12 protein-coding genes and 1 pseudogene are annotated in these 15,822 nt (G+C 35.4%); 9 read left to right on the top strand and 4 right to left on the bottom strand.

Features of this window, described 5'->3' with window-relative positions:
• Nucleotides 1–319 precede the first annotated feature (319 nt).
• From hsdR to CSE16_RS17625, 4 genes are all read left to right on the top strand, one after another.
• A complete protein-coding gene (gene hsdR / locus CSE16_RS17640) occupies nt 320–3,544 on the top strand; it encodes a type I restriction-modification system endonuclease (RefSeq protein ID WP_099425099.1) in 3,225 nt (1,074 codons plus the stop codon).
• A 109-nt stretch (nt 3,545–3,653) separates the two neighbouring features.
• Entirely contained in the window at nt 3,654–5,084 is a 1,431-nt protein-coding gene (locus tag CSE16_RS17635) for a class I SAM-dependent DNA methyltransferase (protein WP_099425098.1), read from the top strand.
• Entirely contained in the window at nt 5,077–6,381 is a 1,305-nt protein-coding gene (locus CSE16_RS17630; RefSeq protein ID WP_172954400.1) for a restriction endonuclease subunit S, read from the top strand. The genes CSE16_RS17635 and CSE16_RS17630 overlap by 8 nt, the downstream gene beginning before the upstream one ends.
• A 961-nt stretch (nt 6,382–7,342) precedes the next feature.
• Nucleotides 7,343–7,645, top strand: coding sequence for an excinuclease (locus CSE16_RS17625; protein WP_099425096.1), 303 nt, complete (start codon nt 7,343–7,345; stop codon nt 7,643–7,645).
• A gap of 399 nt (nt 7,646–8,044) precedes the next feature.
• Here CSE16_RS17625 and CSE16_RS17620 read toward each other — a convergent pair whose 3' ends face one another.
• The 4 genes and pseudogenes from CSE16_RS17620 to CSE16_RS17610 all read right to left on the bottom strand — a co-directional run bounded on the left by CSE16_RS17620 (nt 8,045) and on the right by CSE16_RS17610 (nt 10,738).
• Nucleotides 8,045–8,884: a YitT family protein gene (locus tag CSE16_RS17620; RefSeq protein ID WP_099425095.1), complete on the bottom strand. Its 840-nt coding sequence runs from the start codon at nt 8,882–8,884 to the stop codon at nt 8,045–8,047.
• 158 nt (nt 8,885–9,042) lie between these two features.
• Nucleotides 9,043–9,729 carry a Dph6-related ATP pyrophosphatase gene (locus tag CSE16_RS17615; protein ID WP_099425094.1) on the bottom strand — a complete coding sequence of 229 codons (687 nt, stop codon included), beginning with the start codon at nt 9,727–9,729 and terminating at the stop codon, nt 9,043–9,045.
• Nucleotides 9,730–9,744: 15 nt separating this feature from the next.
• A pseudogene (locus tag CSE16_RS22125) lies at nt 9,745–9,828 on the bottom strand (hypothetical protein); the annotation flags it as partial.
• Nucleotides 9,829–10,210: 382 nt separating this feature from the next.
• Nucleotides 10,211–10,738 (bottom strand): DUF2179 domain-containing protein, encoded by a 528-nt coding sequence (locus CSE16_RS17610; RefSeq protein WP_099425093.1) that lies wholly within the window; start codon nt 10,736–10,738, stop codon nt 10,211–10,213.
• A gap of 337 nt (nt 10,739–11,075) precedes the next feature.
• Between CSE16_RS17610 and CSE16_RS17605 the strand changes: the two genes are divergently transcribed.
• The 5 genes from CSE16_RS17605 (at nt 11,076) to CSE16_RS17585 (ending at nt 15,607) form a co-directional block, all read left to right on the top strand.
• Nucleotides 11,076–11,744, top strand: coding sequence for a response regulator transcription factor (locus CSE16_RS17605; RefSeq protein ID WP_099425092.1), 669 nt, complete (start codon nt 11,076–11,078; stop codon nt 11,742–11,744).
• Entirely contained in the window at nt 11,741–13,123 is a 1,383-nt protein-coding gene (locus tag CSE16_RS17600) for a sensor histidine kinase (RefSeq protein WP_099425091.1), read from the top strand. Before CSE16_RS17605 ends, CSE16_RS17600 begins: the two co-directional genes overlap by 4 nt.
• Nucleotides 13,124–13,260: 137 nt before the next feature.
• A complete protein-coding gene (locus CSE16_RS17595; protein ID WP_099425090.1) occupies nt 13,261–14,172 on the top strand; it encodes an ABC transporter ATP-binding protein in 912 nt (303 codons plus the stop codon).
• Nucleotides 14,169–14,879 carry an ABC transporter permease gene (locus CSE16_RS17590; protein ID WP_099425089.1) on the top strand — a complete coding sequence of 237 codons (711 nt, stop codon included), beginning with the start codon at nt 14,169–14,171 and terminating at the stop codon, nt 14,877–14,879. The genes CSE16_RS17595 and CSE16_RS17590 overlap by 4 nt, the downstream gene beginning before the upstream one ends.
• Nucleotides 14,879–15,607: an ABC transporter permease gene (locus CSE16_RS17585; protein WP_099425088.1), complete on the top strand. Its 729-nt coding sequence runs from the start codon at nt 14,879–14,881 to the stop codon at nt 15,605–15,607. The genes CSE16_RS17590 and CSE16_RS17585 overlap by 1 nt, the downstream gene beginning before the upstream one ends.
• Nucleotides 15,608–15,822: the final 215 nt, after the last annotated feature.

Genomic DNA, 15,822 nt, shown 5'->3' with positions numbered 1-15,822 from the left:
AATCACGCCTGTTGATTATCGAAGTAATACATTCTTGATAAATTATCAGTGCTAAGGCCAACTCTTCAACTAGCTTTTCTAAGCTGGGGTTGAGCTCATGTCAAAGAAACAGGCGTGTCAACTCTGCAAATGTGTTTCACATCTATTTTGAGTTGATTCTTATATATGAAAAACTTTAAGTAGTTGTAAGTGTTAGTCTAGATGCAAACACACATCACTAAGTAAAATTAACCATATATGCTTTATTAGAATGATTGTTCTTGTAGTACAATAATTACCATTATTATACAATTAAATCAAATACTTAGAAAAGCGGTGGATGATAATGAGTAACTTTTCTTTTTTCAAAGGTGATTGGGAAGTATTAGCGAAGCTTGGTGAAAGTGCCGAGCGTAATCTATATAATGATCCGCATACTTCAATTATTAAATTACGCTTATTAGGTGAATCAATTGCAAAAGCTGTTTTAGCATCTGATAACATTCGTGAATCGTATGATACAAAGCAAGTAGACCGTTTAAATACCATGAAAAAAGAAGGCTTAGCAGAGCCAGAAATGTTAGATATATTCCATACGTTACGAAGAAAAGGGAATTCCGCTTCCCATGAAGCATCTTATGGTACGACAGAAGAAGCGAAACAATTATTAGCATTAGCGTATCAAATAGCAATTTGGTTTATGGAAGTATATATTGATTGGGAGTTTGTCGCACCTACATATAGAGAGCCAGAGAGAGAAGAAAGTTCTAAGGAGCTTCAATTAAAGGTGCAAGCTTTAGAAGAAGAAATTGCTAAGAAGGAAAAAGAACTCCTAAAGCAGCTTGATACAATCACAGATGATGCAATTACAAAAGATGTGCGTGTAAGACGTAAAGAAAAATCAAAGCTCCATATTCAAAAGCATCGTTTATCAGAAGCTCAAACACGTGTATTAATCGATGATAAATTGCGTGCGGCTGGTTGGATTGTTGATACAGAAAAATATAATCATAAGAAGCATAAAACGATGCCTGAAAAGAATAAAAATATAGCCATTGCTGAATGGAAAGTCGGTTCGAAATATGCGGATTATGCTTTATTTATCGGATTACAATTAGTCGGTATTGTTGAAGCAAAGGCGAAACATCGTGACATACCAGCAGCGCTTGAAAGCCAAACAAAGGTGTATGCACGTGAAATCCAACCAGTTGAAGGGACAGAACTATTACCTCCAAATGGTGAATATAAAGTGCCATTTTTATATGCATCAAATGGGAGGCCATATTTAAAGCAATTAGCTGATCAGTCAGGTATTTGGTTCTGGGACTCTCGCAACCCTACAAAGCACGCACATCCATTAGAAGGCTGGCATTCACCAGACGATTTAAAGTTATTATTAGATGTGGATAATAAAGAAGCCAATGAGCGTCTTAAAAATGAAGATATTACGAAGTTCGGATTACGTGACTTTCAACAAAAAGCCGTATTAGCAGCTGAAGCAGCACTGATGGATGGTGTTAGAAAAATGTTATTAGCAATGGCAACAGGTACAGGTAAAACACGTACCGCAATTGCTTTAATGTACCGCCTAATCAAAGCAAAAAAATGTCGTCGTATTTTATTCCTTGTAGACCGTAACTCCTTAGGGCAACAAACAGCCGATGTGTTAAAAGATTCGAAGATGGAAAATGATTTATCATTTACTTCTATTTACGATGTAAAGTCGCTTACAGATATGACACCAGATGTTGAAACAAAAGTTCAAATTGCGACCGTTCAAGGGATGGTAAGACGCTTATTTTATAGTGATAATGACCAATTACCTTCAGTAGGTCAATATGACTTTATTATAGTAGATGAAGCACATAGAGGATATACGAGTGACCGTGAGATGACAGAAGACGAGTTATTATTCCGCGATCAAAATGAATATGTAAGTCAATATCGTCGTGTAATCGATTACTTTGATGCAGCTGTTTTAGGGTTAACTGCTACTCCTGCGCTTCATACTACTGAAATTTTTGGTTCTCCGATCTATAAGTACTCTTATACAGAAGCTGTATTAGATGGCTATTTAGTCGACCATGAACCGCCATATTTATTTGAAACTGAATTGAAAGAGCATGGTATCAAATTTGAAAAAGGCGAAGATGTGGAAGTTTATGATTCAGATGAAGGTGAAATAATTTTAGAACACCTAGAAGATGAACTGAAATTTGAAGTTGAGCATTTTAATAAACGTGTTATTACTGAAGGGTTTAACCGCGCAATATTAAAAAATTTAGTTGAAGATCATCTAGATCCAGAAGGTGATGAAAAAACATTAATTTTCGCAGCAACAGACCAGCACGCTGATTCAATTGTACGCTTATTAAAAGAAGCATTTGCTGAAAATGGTGATGATGTTTCAGATGATGCAATCGTAAAAATTACAGGCTCTATTTATCATCCAAATGAAATGATTAAACGTTTTAAAAATGAGCGTTATCCAAATATTGTTGTTACAGTGGATCTCTTAACTACAGGCATCGATGTACCGACTATTACGAACATTGTATTTTTACGTCGTATTAAATCACGTATTTTATACGATCAAATGTTAGGACGAGCGACTCGATTATGTCCAGATATAGGTAAAACCCATTTCCGTATTTTTGATGCAGTCGGTATTTATAATCAATTGCAACAGTATACAGAAATGAAACCAGTCGTAAAACAACAAAATCAAACAATTGGACAACTACGTGATTCATTTGAACAAGCAGAAACTCAAGATGAAGCACAGCATTTCTTAGAACAGTTAGTTGCGAAAATCCAACGTAAAAAACAAACACTCAGTGATGCTGCAAAGAAACAATTTGAACAGCTTACTCAAGGTATGACAGTAGACGATTGGACAAAAGAGTTAAAAGGATATACGCCAGAAAAAGCAAAAGAACATATTGTGCTCTTTGATTATTTTGAGACGTACAAGACACAAAAAGAACTTCAAGTGATAGCTAAACATGAAGATAAAGTGACAGATGTTAAGCGGGGTTACGGGGAAGGAAATGAACGTCCAGCTGATTATTTAGATGGCTTTGTTCAGTTTATACGTGACAATATGAACGAAATTCCTGCTCTACAAATTGTCTGTACAAGGCCGAAATATTTAACACGTAAGGATTTACGTGAAATTGAGGTGATTCTTGCAACAAAACACTTCAAGGAAGATCATTTACAAACGGCATGGAAGCAGGCAAAAAATGAAGAAATTGCAGCAGATATTATTAGCTTTATTCGCCAAGCAGCATTAGGGGAAGCGCTGGTATCAACAGAAATGCGTGTGAAAAATGCTATGAGTAAAGTCTATTCAATGCATGATTGGGCACCACGCCAGCGTAAGTGGTTGGAGCGGATTGAAAAGCAATTAATTGAAATGCCAGTTCTTGCACCAAAGCCAGAAGATGCGTTTTCGGAAGAACCATTCAAAAGCCAAGGTGGATATACTAGATTGAAAAAAGAGCTTGGTGAAGAGTTAGACCAAGTAGTTCAAATAATTAACGATAACTTATACGTAAGTTAATATTGTGCAATAGATAGGGGTTCTAGAGATAGAACCTCTATTTTAATAGAGACAATTACGGATAACGGTTATAATATGTATGGACTAATTAGAAGTATGGAGGAATATCATGAACAACACAGAAATCGTCTCAAAACTTTGGGGCTTAGCGAATGTATTACGTGATGATGGGATTACATATCAACAGTATGTAACGGAATTAACATATATCCTATTTTTAAAAATGATGAAAGAGCAAGAGATGGAAGTAGTCATTCCAGAAGGCTATCGCTGGGATGATTTACTTGTAAAAGAAGGAATTGAACTTAAAGAGTTCTATCAAGGACTATTATTAAAGCTTGGTAGTAGTGGAGTTGAAAATGAGCGCCTACGCCAAATTTACAACGGTGCTGCAACAAGTATTGATGAGCCTAAAAATCTTGAAAAGCTAATTAAATCAATTGATGCACTTGATTGGTATAACGCAAAAGAAGAAGGCTTAGGTGACTTATACGAGGGCTTACTTGAGAAAAACGCGAGTGAGAAAAAGTCTGGCGCAGGGCAATACTTCACACCACGTGTCTTAATTGATGTAATGGTAAAGCTAATTGACCCGAAAATTGGTGAACGATGCAATGACCCAGCCTCAGGAACATTTGGCTTCATGATTGCAGCAGACCGCTACTTAAAAGAGCAAACAGACGATTACTTTGACCTAGCACCAGAAGAAGCGGAGTTCCAAAAGAAAGAAGCATTTACAGGTATGGAACTTGTAAAAGACACACACCGTTTAGCTTTAATGAACGCATTGCTTCATGATATGGAAGGTCGCATTGAGCAAGGTGATTCACTTTCAGCAAATGGAAAGTGGATGAAAAATTTCAATGTAGTTTTAACAAATCCTCCATTTGGCACAAAAACAGGGGGTGAACGTGCTACACGAGATGATTTAACTTTTGAAACATCGAATAAACAATTAAATTTTTTACAAACTATTTATAATTCATTAGTTATTGATGGAACAGGTAGGGCTGCTGTTGTATTACCAGATAATGTATTGTTTGATAATGAAGTTGGAGTAAAAATCCGCCAAGATTTAATGGATAAATGTAATTTGCATACTATCTTACGCTTACCTGTTGGAATTTTCTATGCAAAAGGCGTTAAAACGAATGTTTTATTCTTTGATCGTTGTACATCAGATGATGGAAATACAAAAGAAGTATGGATTTACGATATGCGTACAAATATGCCGAAATTTGGTGTTCGCACTCCATTAACAGAAAAACATTTTGATGGATTTATTAAGGCATATAATGCAGATGACCGTACAAAAGTGCAAGATGAACGATGGAATCTATATACACGTGAAGAGATTGCAGCTAAAGGAGATAACTTAGACGTTGGTTTAATCGCCGATGAATCATTATCTGCTTATGACAACTTACCAGACCCAATTGAATCGGCAGAAGACGCAATTGAAAAGCTACAACAAGCGATGAATTTATTAGTTGAAGTTGTAGCTGAACTGAAAGCGATTGAGGTGCAAGATCGTGAGTAAGAAGAAAAAGACATTAGATGAGTTTTTAGAAGAAGCATTAGGATCGGAAGATGAGCAGCTTTATGAGCTTCCTGAGAATTGGTGTTGGGTGAAATTAGGAAGTGTAATAACTTTGATTTCAGGACGCGATATTAGTTCGGGAGTGTGTAACTCAGAAGGGAAAGGAACCCCATATATTATGGGGGCGAGTAATTTTGTTGATGGAGAATTAGTAATAGAACGTTGGATAGAAGAACCAACAGTTATAGGTAATGAAGGGGATATATTGTTATCTGTAAAAGGTACTATAGGTAAGATCTTAATACAAAAAAATGAAAAGTGTCATTTAAGTCGACAAGTAATGGGAATAAGAGTAAATAATAAATGTGAAAGGAAATATATATATTATTATTTATTAACATATATAAATAAACTAAAAGAAGCTTCTAAAGGTGTTATTCCTGGTATCTCACGTGAAGATATTTTAAATATAGAAGTTCCAATAGCACCAAAATCAATTCAGCAACAGGTAGTTAATAAAATCGGGATTTTATTTGCTAAAATTGATGAAGCTAAACAATTAATTGAAGAGGCAAAAGAGACATTTGAACTTCGACGTGCGGCGATTTTAGAAAAAATATTTAAAGACCCAAATAATAATCAATATAAAATCATTGGTGGAATAAGTAATGTAAAAGGTGGAAAAAGGCTTCCTAAAGGTGAGACTTTAGTGGATTATGATACAGGCTTCCCTTATATTAAAGCTGGAGATCTTAAGTTTGGGACAGTTATTCCAGATAAAATTCAATATTTATTACCTGAAACGCATGAAAAAATTAAAAACTATAAGGTAAGCACTAATGATGTTTATATCACTATTGTTGGAGCATGTATAGGTGATGTAGGAATCATACCTTCTGATTTTGAAGGTGCTAACTTAACTGAAAATGCAGCTAAAATAACGAATATCCAAGGTTTCTTACCAAAATATATTGCTATCTGGTTAAGTTCAAACGAGGCGCAAAGTGAAATTAAACAAAGTATTGCCTCTGCTACATTAGGCAAGCTGTCGCTAATAAAAATCAAGGAATTAAGAGTGCCTATTAAGACTTTAGAAGAACAAGAACAAGCAATAAAAATTTATCGAAATTTTATGAGCAAGGAAGAAAAAGTATTAGATATAATGCGATCAGTAGATTTAGATTTATTGAGGCAGAGTGTTTTGGCAAAAGCTTTCAAAGGTAAATTAAGTACAAATGCTCCAACTGATGAATCAGCAATTGAATTATTAAAATCAATTCTTCAAGAAAAGATATAATTGTTGTTTCTATTTATGTAAACAGACAGCTAATTTATCCACTCGGTAAATTGTCGGGTGGATTTTCTACTGCTTAAAATTACAGTAAGATTTTGTTACAACTTGAAAGCTTCACTTCTATGCTAGATTTAGAGTATAAAACTTCACAAGTAAGCTTGTTATTATAATTACTTGGTTTGTGAATTTCAAACAGGTGTTCCTGGAGCGGGAAAACACTTGCTTTACTGCATTAAAGGTGTACTGTTCAGGTGACTTGATGAAATTGTTAGGTAGTTTTGTTAATGAACCAGCATTGCGTTGGATAAAATGAGTTTATCTTTTATTATTAATTTTCACTATAGATATGGTGAAAGTTAATTGTTTTTTGAAGTGAATATTGGATAAGCTTTTATAAGTTTTGCAATACAATTGAGTTTTGAAATATGTTAACTGAATATACATGAGAATACTCAAAATCAAATACCAAAAGTTAAAACAGATTCTAAAAAGAAAAAAGCCCAACCTTTTACTCCGCCTAAAGTTGCTGAGTATATGGCGAAGTTAATCGATTTTCAGGAGCGCTGTATAAGAATTTTAGATCCAGGAGCAGGAACAGGTATATTCTCTTATCCCTACAAAAAAATAACTAACGTAGTCAAAAACATAGTCAATAAAATATTTTACCCCCGCAACTATTGATATAACAATAACCCAATACGGTTGGTTCGACTCCCGCCGTCTCCATACAGATTAAACAAATACGTTTCATAAAGTGTCAAAATCCCTGATGTATAAGGGTTTTGGCACTTTTTTCGTTTTTAAAAAAACATCACATTTCAGGGTTTCTTAATCGTTTTTATATGAAACAAAGTTAAAATTGGGTTAGGTAATATTGTATTAACACCCGTGCAGGAAATTTTGCCTAAACAAATGCAACCAATTATAATAAAACGAAAGTAAGGTATTTGAAGGAGTTTTTTTGATGAATACACGATATAAAATTACACGTCTTGATAAAGAAGGAAATCCAACGTTGAGCTTAGAGGAATGCCAAAGGTTCTTCGCGACAAAATCGGATTTCGAGTATAGTGATTCATTTGGTGCGAGCCAAGATGGTGTACATATGAAGATTAAAGGTCACTTTTTCATGTGGCAATTAGATAATGTAAAAATACCGTTCCGTTTTTTCGAAGGTGAAATTTATGTAGCGGTTTCACATCAAGTTATTTTAGAGAAAATGAAGGAAATTGCGCGTTTATTAGAAGCGAATTACGTGGAAGGTTAAAATGAGCTGCTAGGAATGCCCTCAATTTCAAATGCGAAAGGCTTTAATATTTCATAGTTTTTAGCTGTTCACTTATGCGAAGAATTTTTAACCTCTAAAAGAAGGTGGAAATTTGTTGAAACAAGAGCAATGCATAGTCTGCTACAATTACATCGAATTCGAGGATGGTGTAGCTTACTGTGTCATGAGATTATCTATGAAACGGAGGATGAGCTCGAGAGCTATTTACTGAACTAGATGAATAAGCACCCATAATACAAGCCGCGCAATCAATTAGGTTGCGCGGCTTGTATTGTTTGTATTTCACAAAGGCTCGTCTACAATAAAACGAATAACAGGGAAGCTATTTCACCGCACAATTGTATTTGCACCAAGGCATGATACTACAGTCTTTTCTTATTAAGACTTTGATAGTTCGATAAAACCTTCTCCAAACACATCTCGTACATCATGGATTGCAATAAAGGCATCCTTATCTACCGCTTTTACGATATTTTTTAGCTTAATGACTTCCTGTCTGCTAATAACGATATATAAAATTTCCTTTTGTTCTTTCGTATAATAGCCGTGCCCAGATAGTACAGTTACACCACGATTCATTTTATAGCTTACTTGATCCGCGATGGCATTCGGATTTTTTGAAATGATTGTCACCGCTTTTTGAGGGTTAACACCTTCAATCACGAATTCCATAACCTTTGTTCCAATGTAAAGCATCATAATCGTAAGCATGAGTGCTTCTGCGCCGATAATGAAATAGGATGAAAATGCGACGATTAAATCGAAAAAAAGTAGTGCATAGCTAATATTCCAGCCAAGGAATTTATTCGCTATTCTCGCCAAAATGGTCGTGCCGGCAGTTGTACCACCGACGCGGATAATTAATCCAATCCCAACACCAACAAAAACCCCACCAAAAATAGCATTAATCATAATTTCATCTGATTGAATTGACCAAGATTCTGTTAAATATAAGAAAATCGAATTGAAGGTTACGGCGATAATTGTATAAATTGTAGTTTGCCTATTGAGGAATCGATAGCCGATAATTAATAGGACTGCATTGATTGCAAAGCTGACAAGACCAGGAGACCATTCCATTACATAGTAAAGAATAATCGTTACACCTGTTACACCGCCTTCACCTAAATCGTTTGGAATAACGAATAAGTTGATAGCAAGGGCAAAGAGGAATGCCCCAATCATAATCATAATAATATCAATTGTAATTTTTTTCATTTTTCACTCCACCGTTTGTAACTAAAATTTTTCCCATAGTCGATACTAATTCAAAGGTGATACATTTTATAGAATTGGATAACGCCAACAGCTTTTTTGTGTAATTCAATGTGCCCGCAATTTTGTAGCTTGCAAAGAGCTTTTACTCAAATAAATGTTCAAATTAATTTGAGCGGTAAAAACGCAAAGTTGTCTTTTCGAATAATTTTGCACGTTTGAAAAGAAATAGGCTGTTTAAGAATGGGCCCATCAATAACTGTTGTATGGAACTCGCCACCTTCACCACAAGGATCAATGCCTCGAGTTTTTAGCTCCTGCACATACTCATGTGTTAGTACTTTCCCTAAATCATCTTCTCGCATACCTAGTGTTAAGTTAACGGTAGTCATTATCGTTTTAAAACCTAAATTAATGAAGCGTTCAACAACTTCTGAATGATCATCTTGCCATAAAGGCATTCCGAGTTTTAAGTTTGCGATGTTTGTAACTTTTTCATGCCAGCAGCCGTGCTCAGGCATATCAAGATCGCCTGTAACAAGTGCATCTGCTCCTAGAGTCTTCATTTTATTTAGCATCTCTATAAATATTGCTTCATAGTTTGCCCAGCTTGCTGCTGCTAAATGAATGGGCAAGCCAATAGACTGAGCCTGTGCTTTTATGAAGTCGACGGTCATACCATGTGACCGAGAACGTGTGCCATCTTCCTCAAGTACGGCAATTAAACCTACTGCTTGCCCGGTTTTCATTGCTTCGTATAAAGCGAGTGTACTATCTTTACCACCGCTAAAGGAGGCAACAAACTTTTGACCATCAGCACCAGTATTCCAATCTTTTAAATTTTCCATCATATGTATCTCCTTTTATATAGCAAATGAATTAGGCGCAGTAATCATCACAGTTGAGTTGCTTTCATTATAGGTTAATAATTTTGTAGACTTTATCCACGTATCAAAGCTTTATTTCTTGTAACATTTCAATAATAGGTTTTACTGTTGAGTTCTCCAATTTAGTTCACCTCTTGTTATATAATATCACTATCTATAGGCAAAATAAAAATAAGCTTAGAGCAATCAAGAATAGCTTTAATGTATAATGCTCATCTAAAAAACTCATATCAACTCAAGGGCCAATTACAATAAGCTCATTATCGTAGTATTGATTTATCAAAGTGGCTTTTGAGGTTAAGCTCTTAAAAAAATGATTTATGAAATGGATTCATTTATGAAAGAATTGAAACATCCATGAATACTGTGTTAGCACCTAGAACCTCAATTTCACAACAAAAAACCTAGTGCAACCACTGGCACTAAGTTTCGGAAGGACTAGCTATTTATGTTTTTTATGTTGTTTCATTCGTTTGACCAAAAATCCACCTTTGAACGACTTCGGCTCGTAGGAAATAATAAACGCAGTCGGCTCATAATGTTGCACGAGCATAAACAATTCCTTCTCGCGATTACGCTTTGTTAAAATTTCGTATTTATAACGCTGACTGTCGCGTCCTTCGCCTACGTATGTCGTAAGCGCAAACCCTTCCTCACGAATCATTTTGATCAATTCTTCATTGCGATTTTGTGTATTAATCGTTACGTAAATATAGCCAATCGCGAGCTTTTGCTCAATGCGCGTTCCGATAATAATGCCGATACCAAATCCGACCGCATAAACGACCATCGCAAGGAACCCTTGATCTCCACTAAACACAAGTGACAGACCAAACACATAAATCAGCATCTCCACAATGCCAATCAACGATGCGAGCACAGTAATATTCTTTACTAGGAAAATCGTACGAAGTGTAAATAAAGGTACATATATCAGTTGAAGTAATAATATAAGTAAAATTTCTTTCATTGAAATCGAATCCTTTTCTACAGAATAAGCCCATCATATACGGTACATGTTTTAAATGCAATCTATACGAATAGTGGGCGTGGGTTTCCAAAATAATGGGGAGCGAGACCAAAAAAAGTATTGTTTGTGTAACCAGCCAAAGTTATTTAACAAAATAGATAAGCTACGTTTCAGATCAAATTATTGGGGTTAAAACGTAGATTTTTTGATTATTTAAAAATATGCCTGCCTATATAAATATTAAATAAGGGATTATAGATTGAGTGCTTTTTTACTTAAATGTATAATAATTCAAAATAGATATTTCAATTGAATTGAAAGTGGGAGATGATAGCAGTTGTTTCGTATTTTGTACATAGAAGATGAAAAAGAAATTGGGCAATGGGTGACGAAGGAATTAACAGAAAGAGGATTTGACGTTACATGGCTAGAGTCTGGCGAGGGGGTTGAGAATTATATAGGATCTGCTGATGTTGTCATTTTGGATGTTATGCTACCTGGATTAGATGGCTTTTCTATCGGGAAAAGAATCAAGAGGGAAAATAATGAATTACCTATTTTAATGCTTTCCGCACGCACAGCAGTGGAGGACAAAATTGAGGGGCTAAACTTCGCGGATGATTACTTAACAAAACCATTCCATCCGGATGAACTAGTAGCGCGTGTAGAAGTTTTACTAAGGAGATATCAAAAGAATGACGATGTATTAGACCTTCAGCACTTAAAAATACATACAAAAGAGATGCGAATAATGGATAGTATTGCAAATGAAGAAATTCAATTAACAAACAAGCAGTTTTATTTATTTCAATATTTTATCCGCCATTTAAATCAAATATTAACAAAAGAACAGCTATATGAAGGGGTTTGGGAAGAGGCATATATAGAAGGGGATAAAACACTAATGGTCCATATAAGATATTTAAGAGAAAAAATAGAATTAAATCCAGCTAAGCCACTGATTATTGAAACAATTCGCGGCATTGGCTATAGGGTAAAACTATGAAAATTTTCCGATCATTATTAGCGAAGTATATGCTAATTATTTTACTGGCAATGTCTATTGTTCAAATAGCGTACTTTATTCCTGCTTTATTTGTAATGGGGATTGCTCAAAAAGAGGAAAGTAATAATAATATTCAATATGGCGAAGACTACAATGAAAATATGATTGAGGAACAATGGCATACTGAAGCAAATAAAATAAAAGCTATTAAAATTGAAGTAATCGAACAACTATTTGAAGAATGGCAGCAAAAATACCCCGAAGCGGCCATGTTTTGGGTAAGTGAGAAGGGGACATTACTAACAGAAGTCAATGTGAAAGAGCAGCTTCCAGCACAATGGACACCTGCATTTACGACTAAGTTTATAAAAGAGCGATATGACGGGGATCCTTTTACCGTTATTGCATTTCTAGGAGATGATGAAACGAATGGTTTTATTGTTTTTGAAATTCCTAGATCGGTATTGAATCCACCGCTTATAAATGTTTATCAGGAATATGGGACCTTTGTAATTTTAGGTGTTATTTGTATCATCATATTTTTTATCAGTGTATCCTTTTTATTTTTTAGAGGGATTCGAAAACGTTTATTAAAGCTACAGGATGCGATGGAAATTCGTGATGTAGATGGGTTACCTATTGGGATGGATGTGAAAAAGAAGGATGAGATTGGGCAACTTGAACAAAGCTTTAATCGCATGGTGTGTGAGCTTAGGGAAAGTAAAAATCGTGAACAAAAGGAAGAACAATTGCGGAGAGAATTAATTGCTAATCTATCACATGATTTACGGACCCCTTTAACTAAAGTACGGGCACAAACCTACTCCATTAGTAAAGAGGAATTATCAGATGAAGGCAAATACGCTGTGAAAGCTTTGGAAACATCGATTGTAAATATTGACGGATTAATGGAAAATTTAATGTCGTATACGCTATTAATGGCTAGTAAATATAAATATGAACCAAAGGAAACTAATGTTATTCGATTTGCACGAGAGCACATGACTACGTGGTATCCTGTTTTTGAAAAAGAAGGTTTTGAAATAGACGTAGAGTTATATTCATTTGAGGACAATAACTGGCTAGTTGATTCGCTTTGGTTAGGTCGTATATTTGATAATTTCTTTCAAAATGTATTACGTCATGCAAGTAGTGGGCGATATATTGGTGTTAAAACAGAATCTACAAAGCACTATGATGCATTCGTCATTTCGGATTGTGGAAAAGGAATGAATAATGAATCCAATGCAAAAGGCGCAGGTATTGGTTTATCTATAGTGGATATTATGGTGAAGGGTATGGAGCTAGATTGGGATATCATTTCAAGTGAATCCGGCACAATTATTAAAATTATACGACGTAAGAAGCTGTCCGAATGATTTTTCGGGCGGCTTCTTTTTATCAATTACGCAGGGGCTTTAAATTGCTTCTGCTGAAGCAATTTAAACAAAATTTAAACTTCGTACATACTTACTTTTAAACTTGGTACTTTATGCTAAATAAAGAGGTGAGGGAAATGGAATATATCGTACAAACAGAAAATTTATCAAAACAGTTTGGTAATGAGCAGGCTGTATCAAAATTAGATTTAAAAATTCGTAAAGGGGAAATTTACGGATTTTTAGGCCCAAATGGCGCAGGGAAAACAACGACTATTCGTATGCTTTTAGGATTGATGAAACCGACATCTGGCAAGATTAAAATTTTTCAAAAGGATGTAACAAAGGAAAGAGTCGAAATATTATCAAAAATTGGTTCGTTAGTTGAAAACCCATCCTATTATCCGCATTTAACTGCGTATGAAAACTTAGAAGCTCTTCGAAAAATTTTAGGAGTGCCTAAAGCGCGCATTGATGAAGTGTTAGAAATTGTTCGTTTAACAGAGGCAGCCAATAAAAAAGTCAAAGGATTTTCGCTTGGTATGAAGCAGCGTCTAGGTATTGCCGCTTCTCTTTTACACAATCCAGAATTATTAATTTTAGATGAACCAACAAATGGACTTGATCCATCTGGAATTATTGAAATTCGAAATTTAATTAAACGACTTCCTTCTGAATATGGGATGACGGTTGTTATTTCGAGTCATTTGTTGTCTGAAATTGATCAAATGGCGACAACAGTTGGCATTGTTTCGAAAGGGAAAATGATTTTTCAAGATTCAATTGAAGCAATGCGTATGCATGCACAGCCAAAAGTTATATTCAAGGTGAATAAGAGTGAGCAAGCATGGCGTTCGTTAGTGGCGAATGGTATAAAAGCTGAATGTAAAGAAGGGCAAATTGTATTGGATGAATGCTCCGATGAAAAAGTAGCGCAAATCGTTCAAATTCTTGTGCAAGAGGGCTTTTCGGTTTATCGCGTAGAAGAAGAAAAACAATCATTGGAGGATATATTCCTTCAAATGACGGCGGGAGTGCAAGCGATATGATAGGCAATCTTTTGTCATCTGACTTCTTAAAAATTAAACGAAAGGGATTATGGTTTTTAACAGCTTTAGGACCTCTTGGTGTAGTGGCGCTACAAACGGTCAATTACGGCATAAGAAAAGACTATTTGTTACAGCAAAGTGAGGATGATTGGGGCTATTATTTAGGGAATGTACATTCTTTTACCCCGCTTGCACTTATATTAGGGATTGCCATATTAACGTCTTTCATGGCGAGTATTGAAAATGAAACAAATGCATGGAAGCAATTAATTGCTTTACCTGTATCAAAAATGACAGTTTATTTATCAAAATTTACAGTGCTAACCATATTATTATTTGTTTCTTCTTCGCTATTGTTGTTTTTTACTTTTGCTTACGGATTGTTTTTAGATTTGGGTGAGAACATTCCTTATATGGAGCTAGTCAAGTCTAGTTATTATCCATTTTTAGCGTCATTACCAGTATTGGCATTGCAGCTTTGGATTGCGACTGTTAGTCAAAATCAAGCCATACCAATTACTACTGGGGTCTTTGGTGTGATATTTGCATTTTCAGCATATAAATTGCCAGATTGGATGATTTGGAAGTGGCCAACATTAATGAATGAATGGAATGAACCAATCATCAATGTTGCACTAGGTATAGGTGTAGGTATTCTATTATATATCGTTGGAATGATCGATTTCACGAGAAGGGATGTGAAATAATGCGCGCAATACTTCACTCTGAATGGTACAAATTAAGGAAGTCTAAAATGATACCACTTATTCTTACGGGTCCGATGATCGGTCTAATAATAGGATTATCGGTCGGTTTCGAGGATGATTTCGATGTGAATAAATGGTATATTGCATTACTTTCAATGAATTTAACATATGCATTATTGTTTCTTCCACTTATATCAGGTATCTTTGCAAGCCTCATTTGTAGATATGAGCATCAAGCGGGTGGCTGGAAACAACTTTTAGCATTGCCTGTTACAAGGGGAAGAGTATTTGTAGCGAAGTATATATTAATCATGCTGCTAATCATGGCGATGCAATTATTATATTTATGTTCGATATATGCGGTAGGTATGATAAAGGGTTATACAGATCCTTTCCCAATGGAAATTGTTTGGAAAAGTATTTTTGGAGGATGGGTAGCGACTTTTCCCTTAGTTGCATTGCAATTGTGGATGTCAGTAATGTTTAAAAGCTTTGCTGCTCCGTTTGCAGTGAACGTAATTTTTACATTGCCAGCTATAATAGTTGCGAATTCTGAACAATTTGGTCCTTATTATCCGTGGGTGCAACCTTTTTTTATGATGAATATAGGTGGAAGCACAGAGGAAGTATTTTTTGTTCCATGGGAGCAATTAGTTACAGTTGTAGGTGGTAGCTTTATGTTGTTTTTCATTGGAGGCTATTTGTACTTCCAGAGAAAAGCTGTTTAACTTGTTTCAGCAGAAGTCCCTATTTATATAAATGGGAGATGAATGCCAAATATGCAATTTTTATTTAGTTGGGGGTTAAACCCAGGCTGAATAGTGGAACTCTGGCTAAGAACGCCGCGTCCTGCGGCAACGCCTGAGTGACCAACTTCCTGTTTGCCCAAAGCCCCCGGCGGATGTCACAGATTTTTAAGGGGAGCTTTTCGAGCAGGCTCGAA

This window comes from Solibacillus sp. R5-41 (genome assembly GCF_002736105.1).
Classification (GTDB): domain Bacteria; phylum Bacillota; class Bacilli; order Bacillales_A; family Planococcaceae; genus Solibacillus.
This window is presented reverse-complemented; position numbering and strand designations above follow the sequence as displayed.

Excerpts from the sequence above, each read along its gene's own strand:
- hsdR (WP_099425099.1), top strand. The coding sequence starts at position 320 with ATGATAATGAGTAACTTTTCTTTTTTCAAAGGTGATTGGGAAGTATTA.
- CSE16_RS17635 (WP_099425098.1), top strand. The coding sequence starts at position 3,654 with ATGAACAACACAGAAATCGTCTCAAAACTTTGGGGCTTAGCGAATGTA.
- CSE16_RS17625 (WP_099425096.1), top strand. The coding sequence starts at position 7,343 with ATGAATACACGATATAAAATTACACGTCTTGATAAAGAAGGAAATCCA.
- CSE16_RS17620 (WP_099425095.1), bottom strand. The coding sequence starts at position 8,884 with ATGAAAAAAATTACAATTGATATTATTATGATTATGATTGGGGCATTC.
- CSE16_RS17615 (WP_099425094.1), bottom strand. The coding sequence starts at position 9,729 with ATGGAAAATTTAAAAGATTGGAATACTGGTGCTGATGGTCAAAAGTTT.
- CSE16_RS17610 (WP_099425093.1), bottom strand. The coding sequence starts at position 10,738 with ATGAAAGAAATTTTACTTATATTATTACTTCAACTGATATATGTACCT.
- CSE16_RS17600 (WP_099425091.1), top strand. The coding sequence starts at position 11,741 with ATGAAAATTTTCCGATCATTATTAGCGAAGTATATGCTAATTATTTTA.
- CSE16_RS17595 (WP_099425090.1), top strand. The coding sequence starts at position 13,261 with ATGGAATATATCGTACAAACAGAAAATTTATCAAAACAGTTTGGTAAT.
- CSE16_RS17590 (WP_099425089.1), top strand. The coding sequence starts at position 14,169 with ATGATAGGCAATCTTTTGTCATCTGACTTCTTAAAAATTAAACGAAAG.
- CSE16_RS17585 (WP_099425088.1), top strand. The coding sequence starts at position 14,879 with ATGCGCGCAATACTTCACTCTGAATGGTACAAATTAAGGAAGTCTAAA.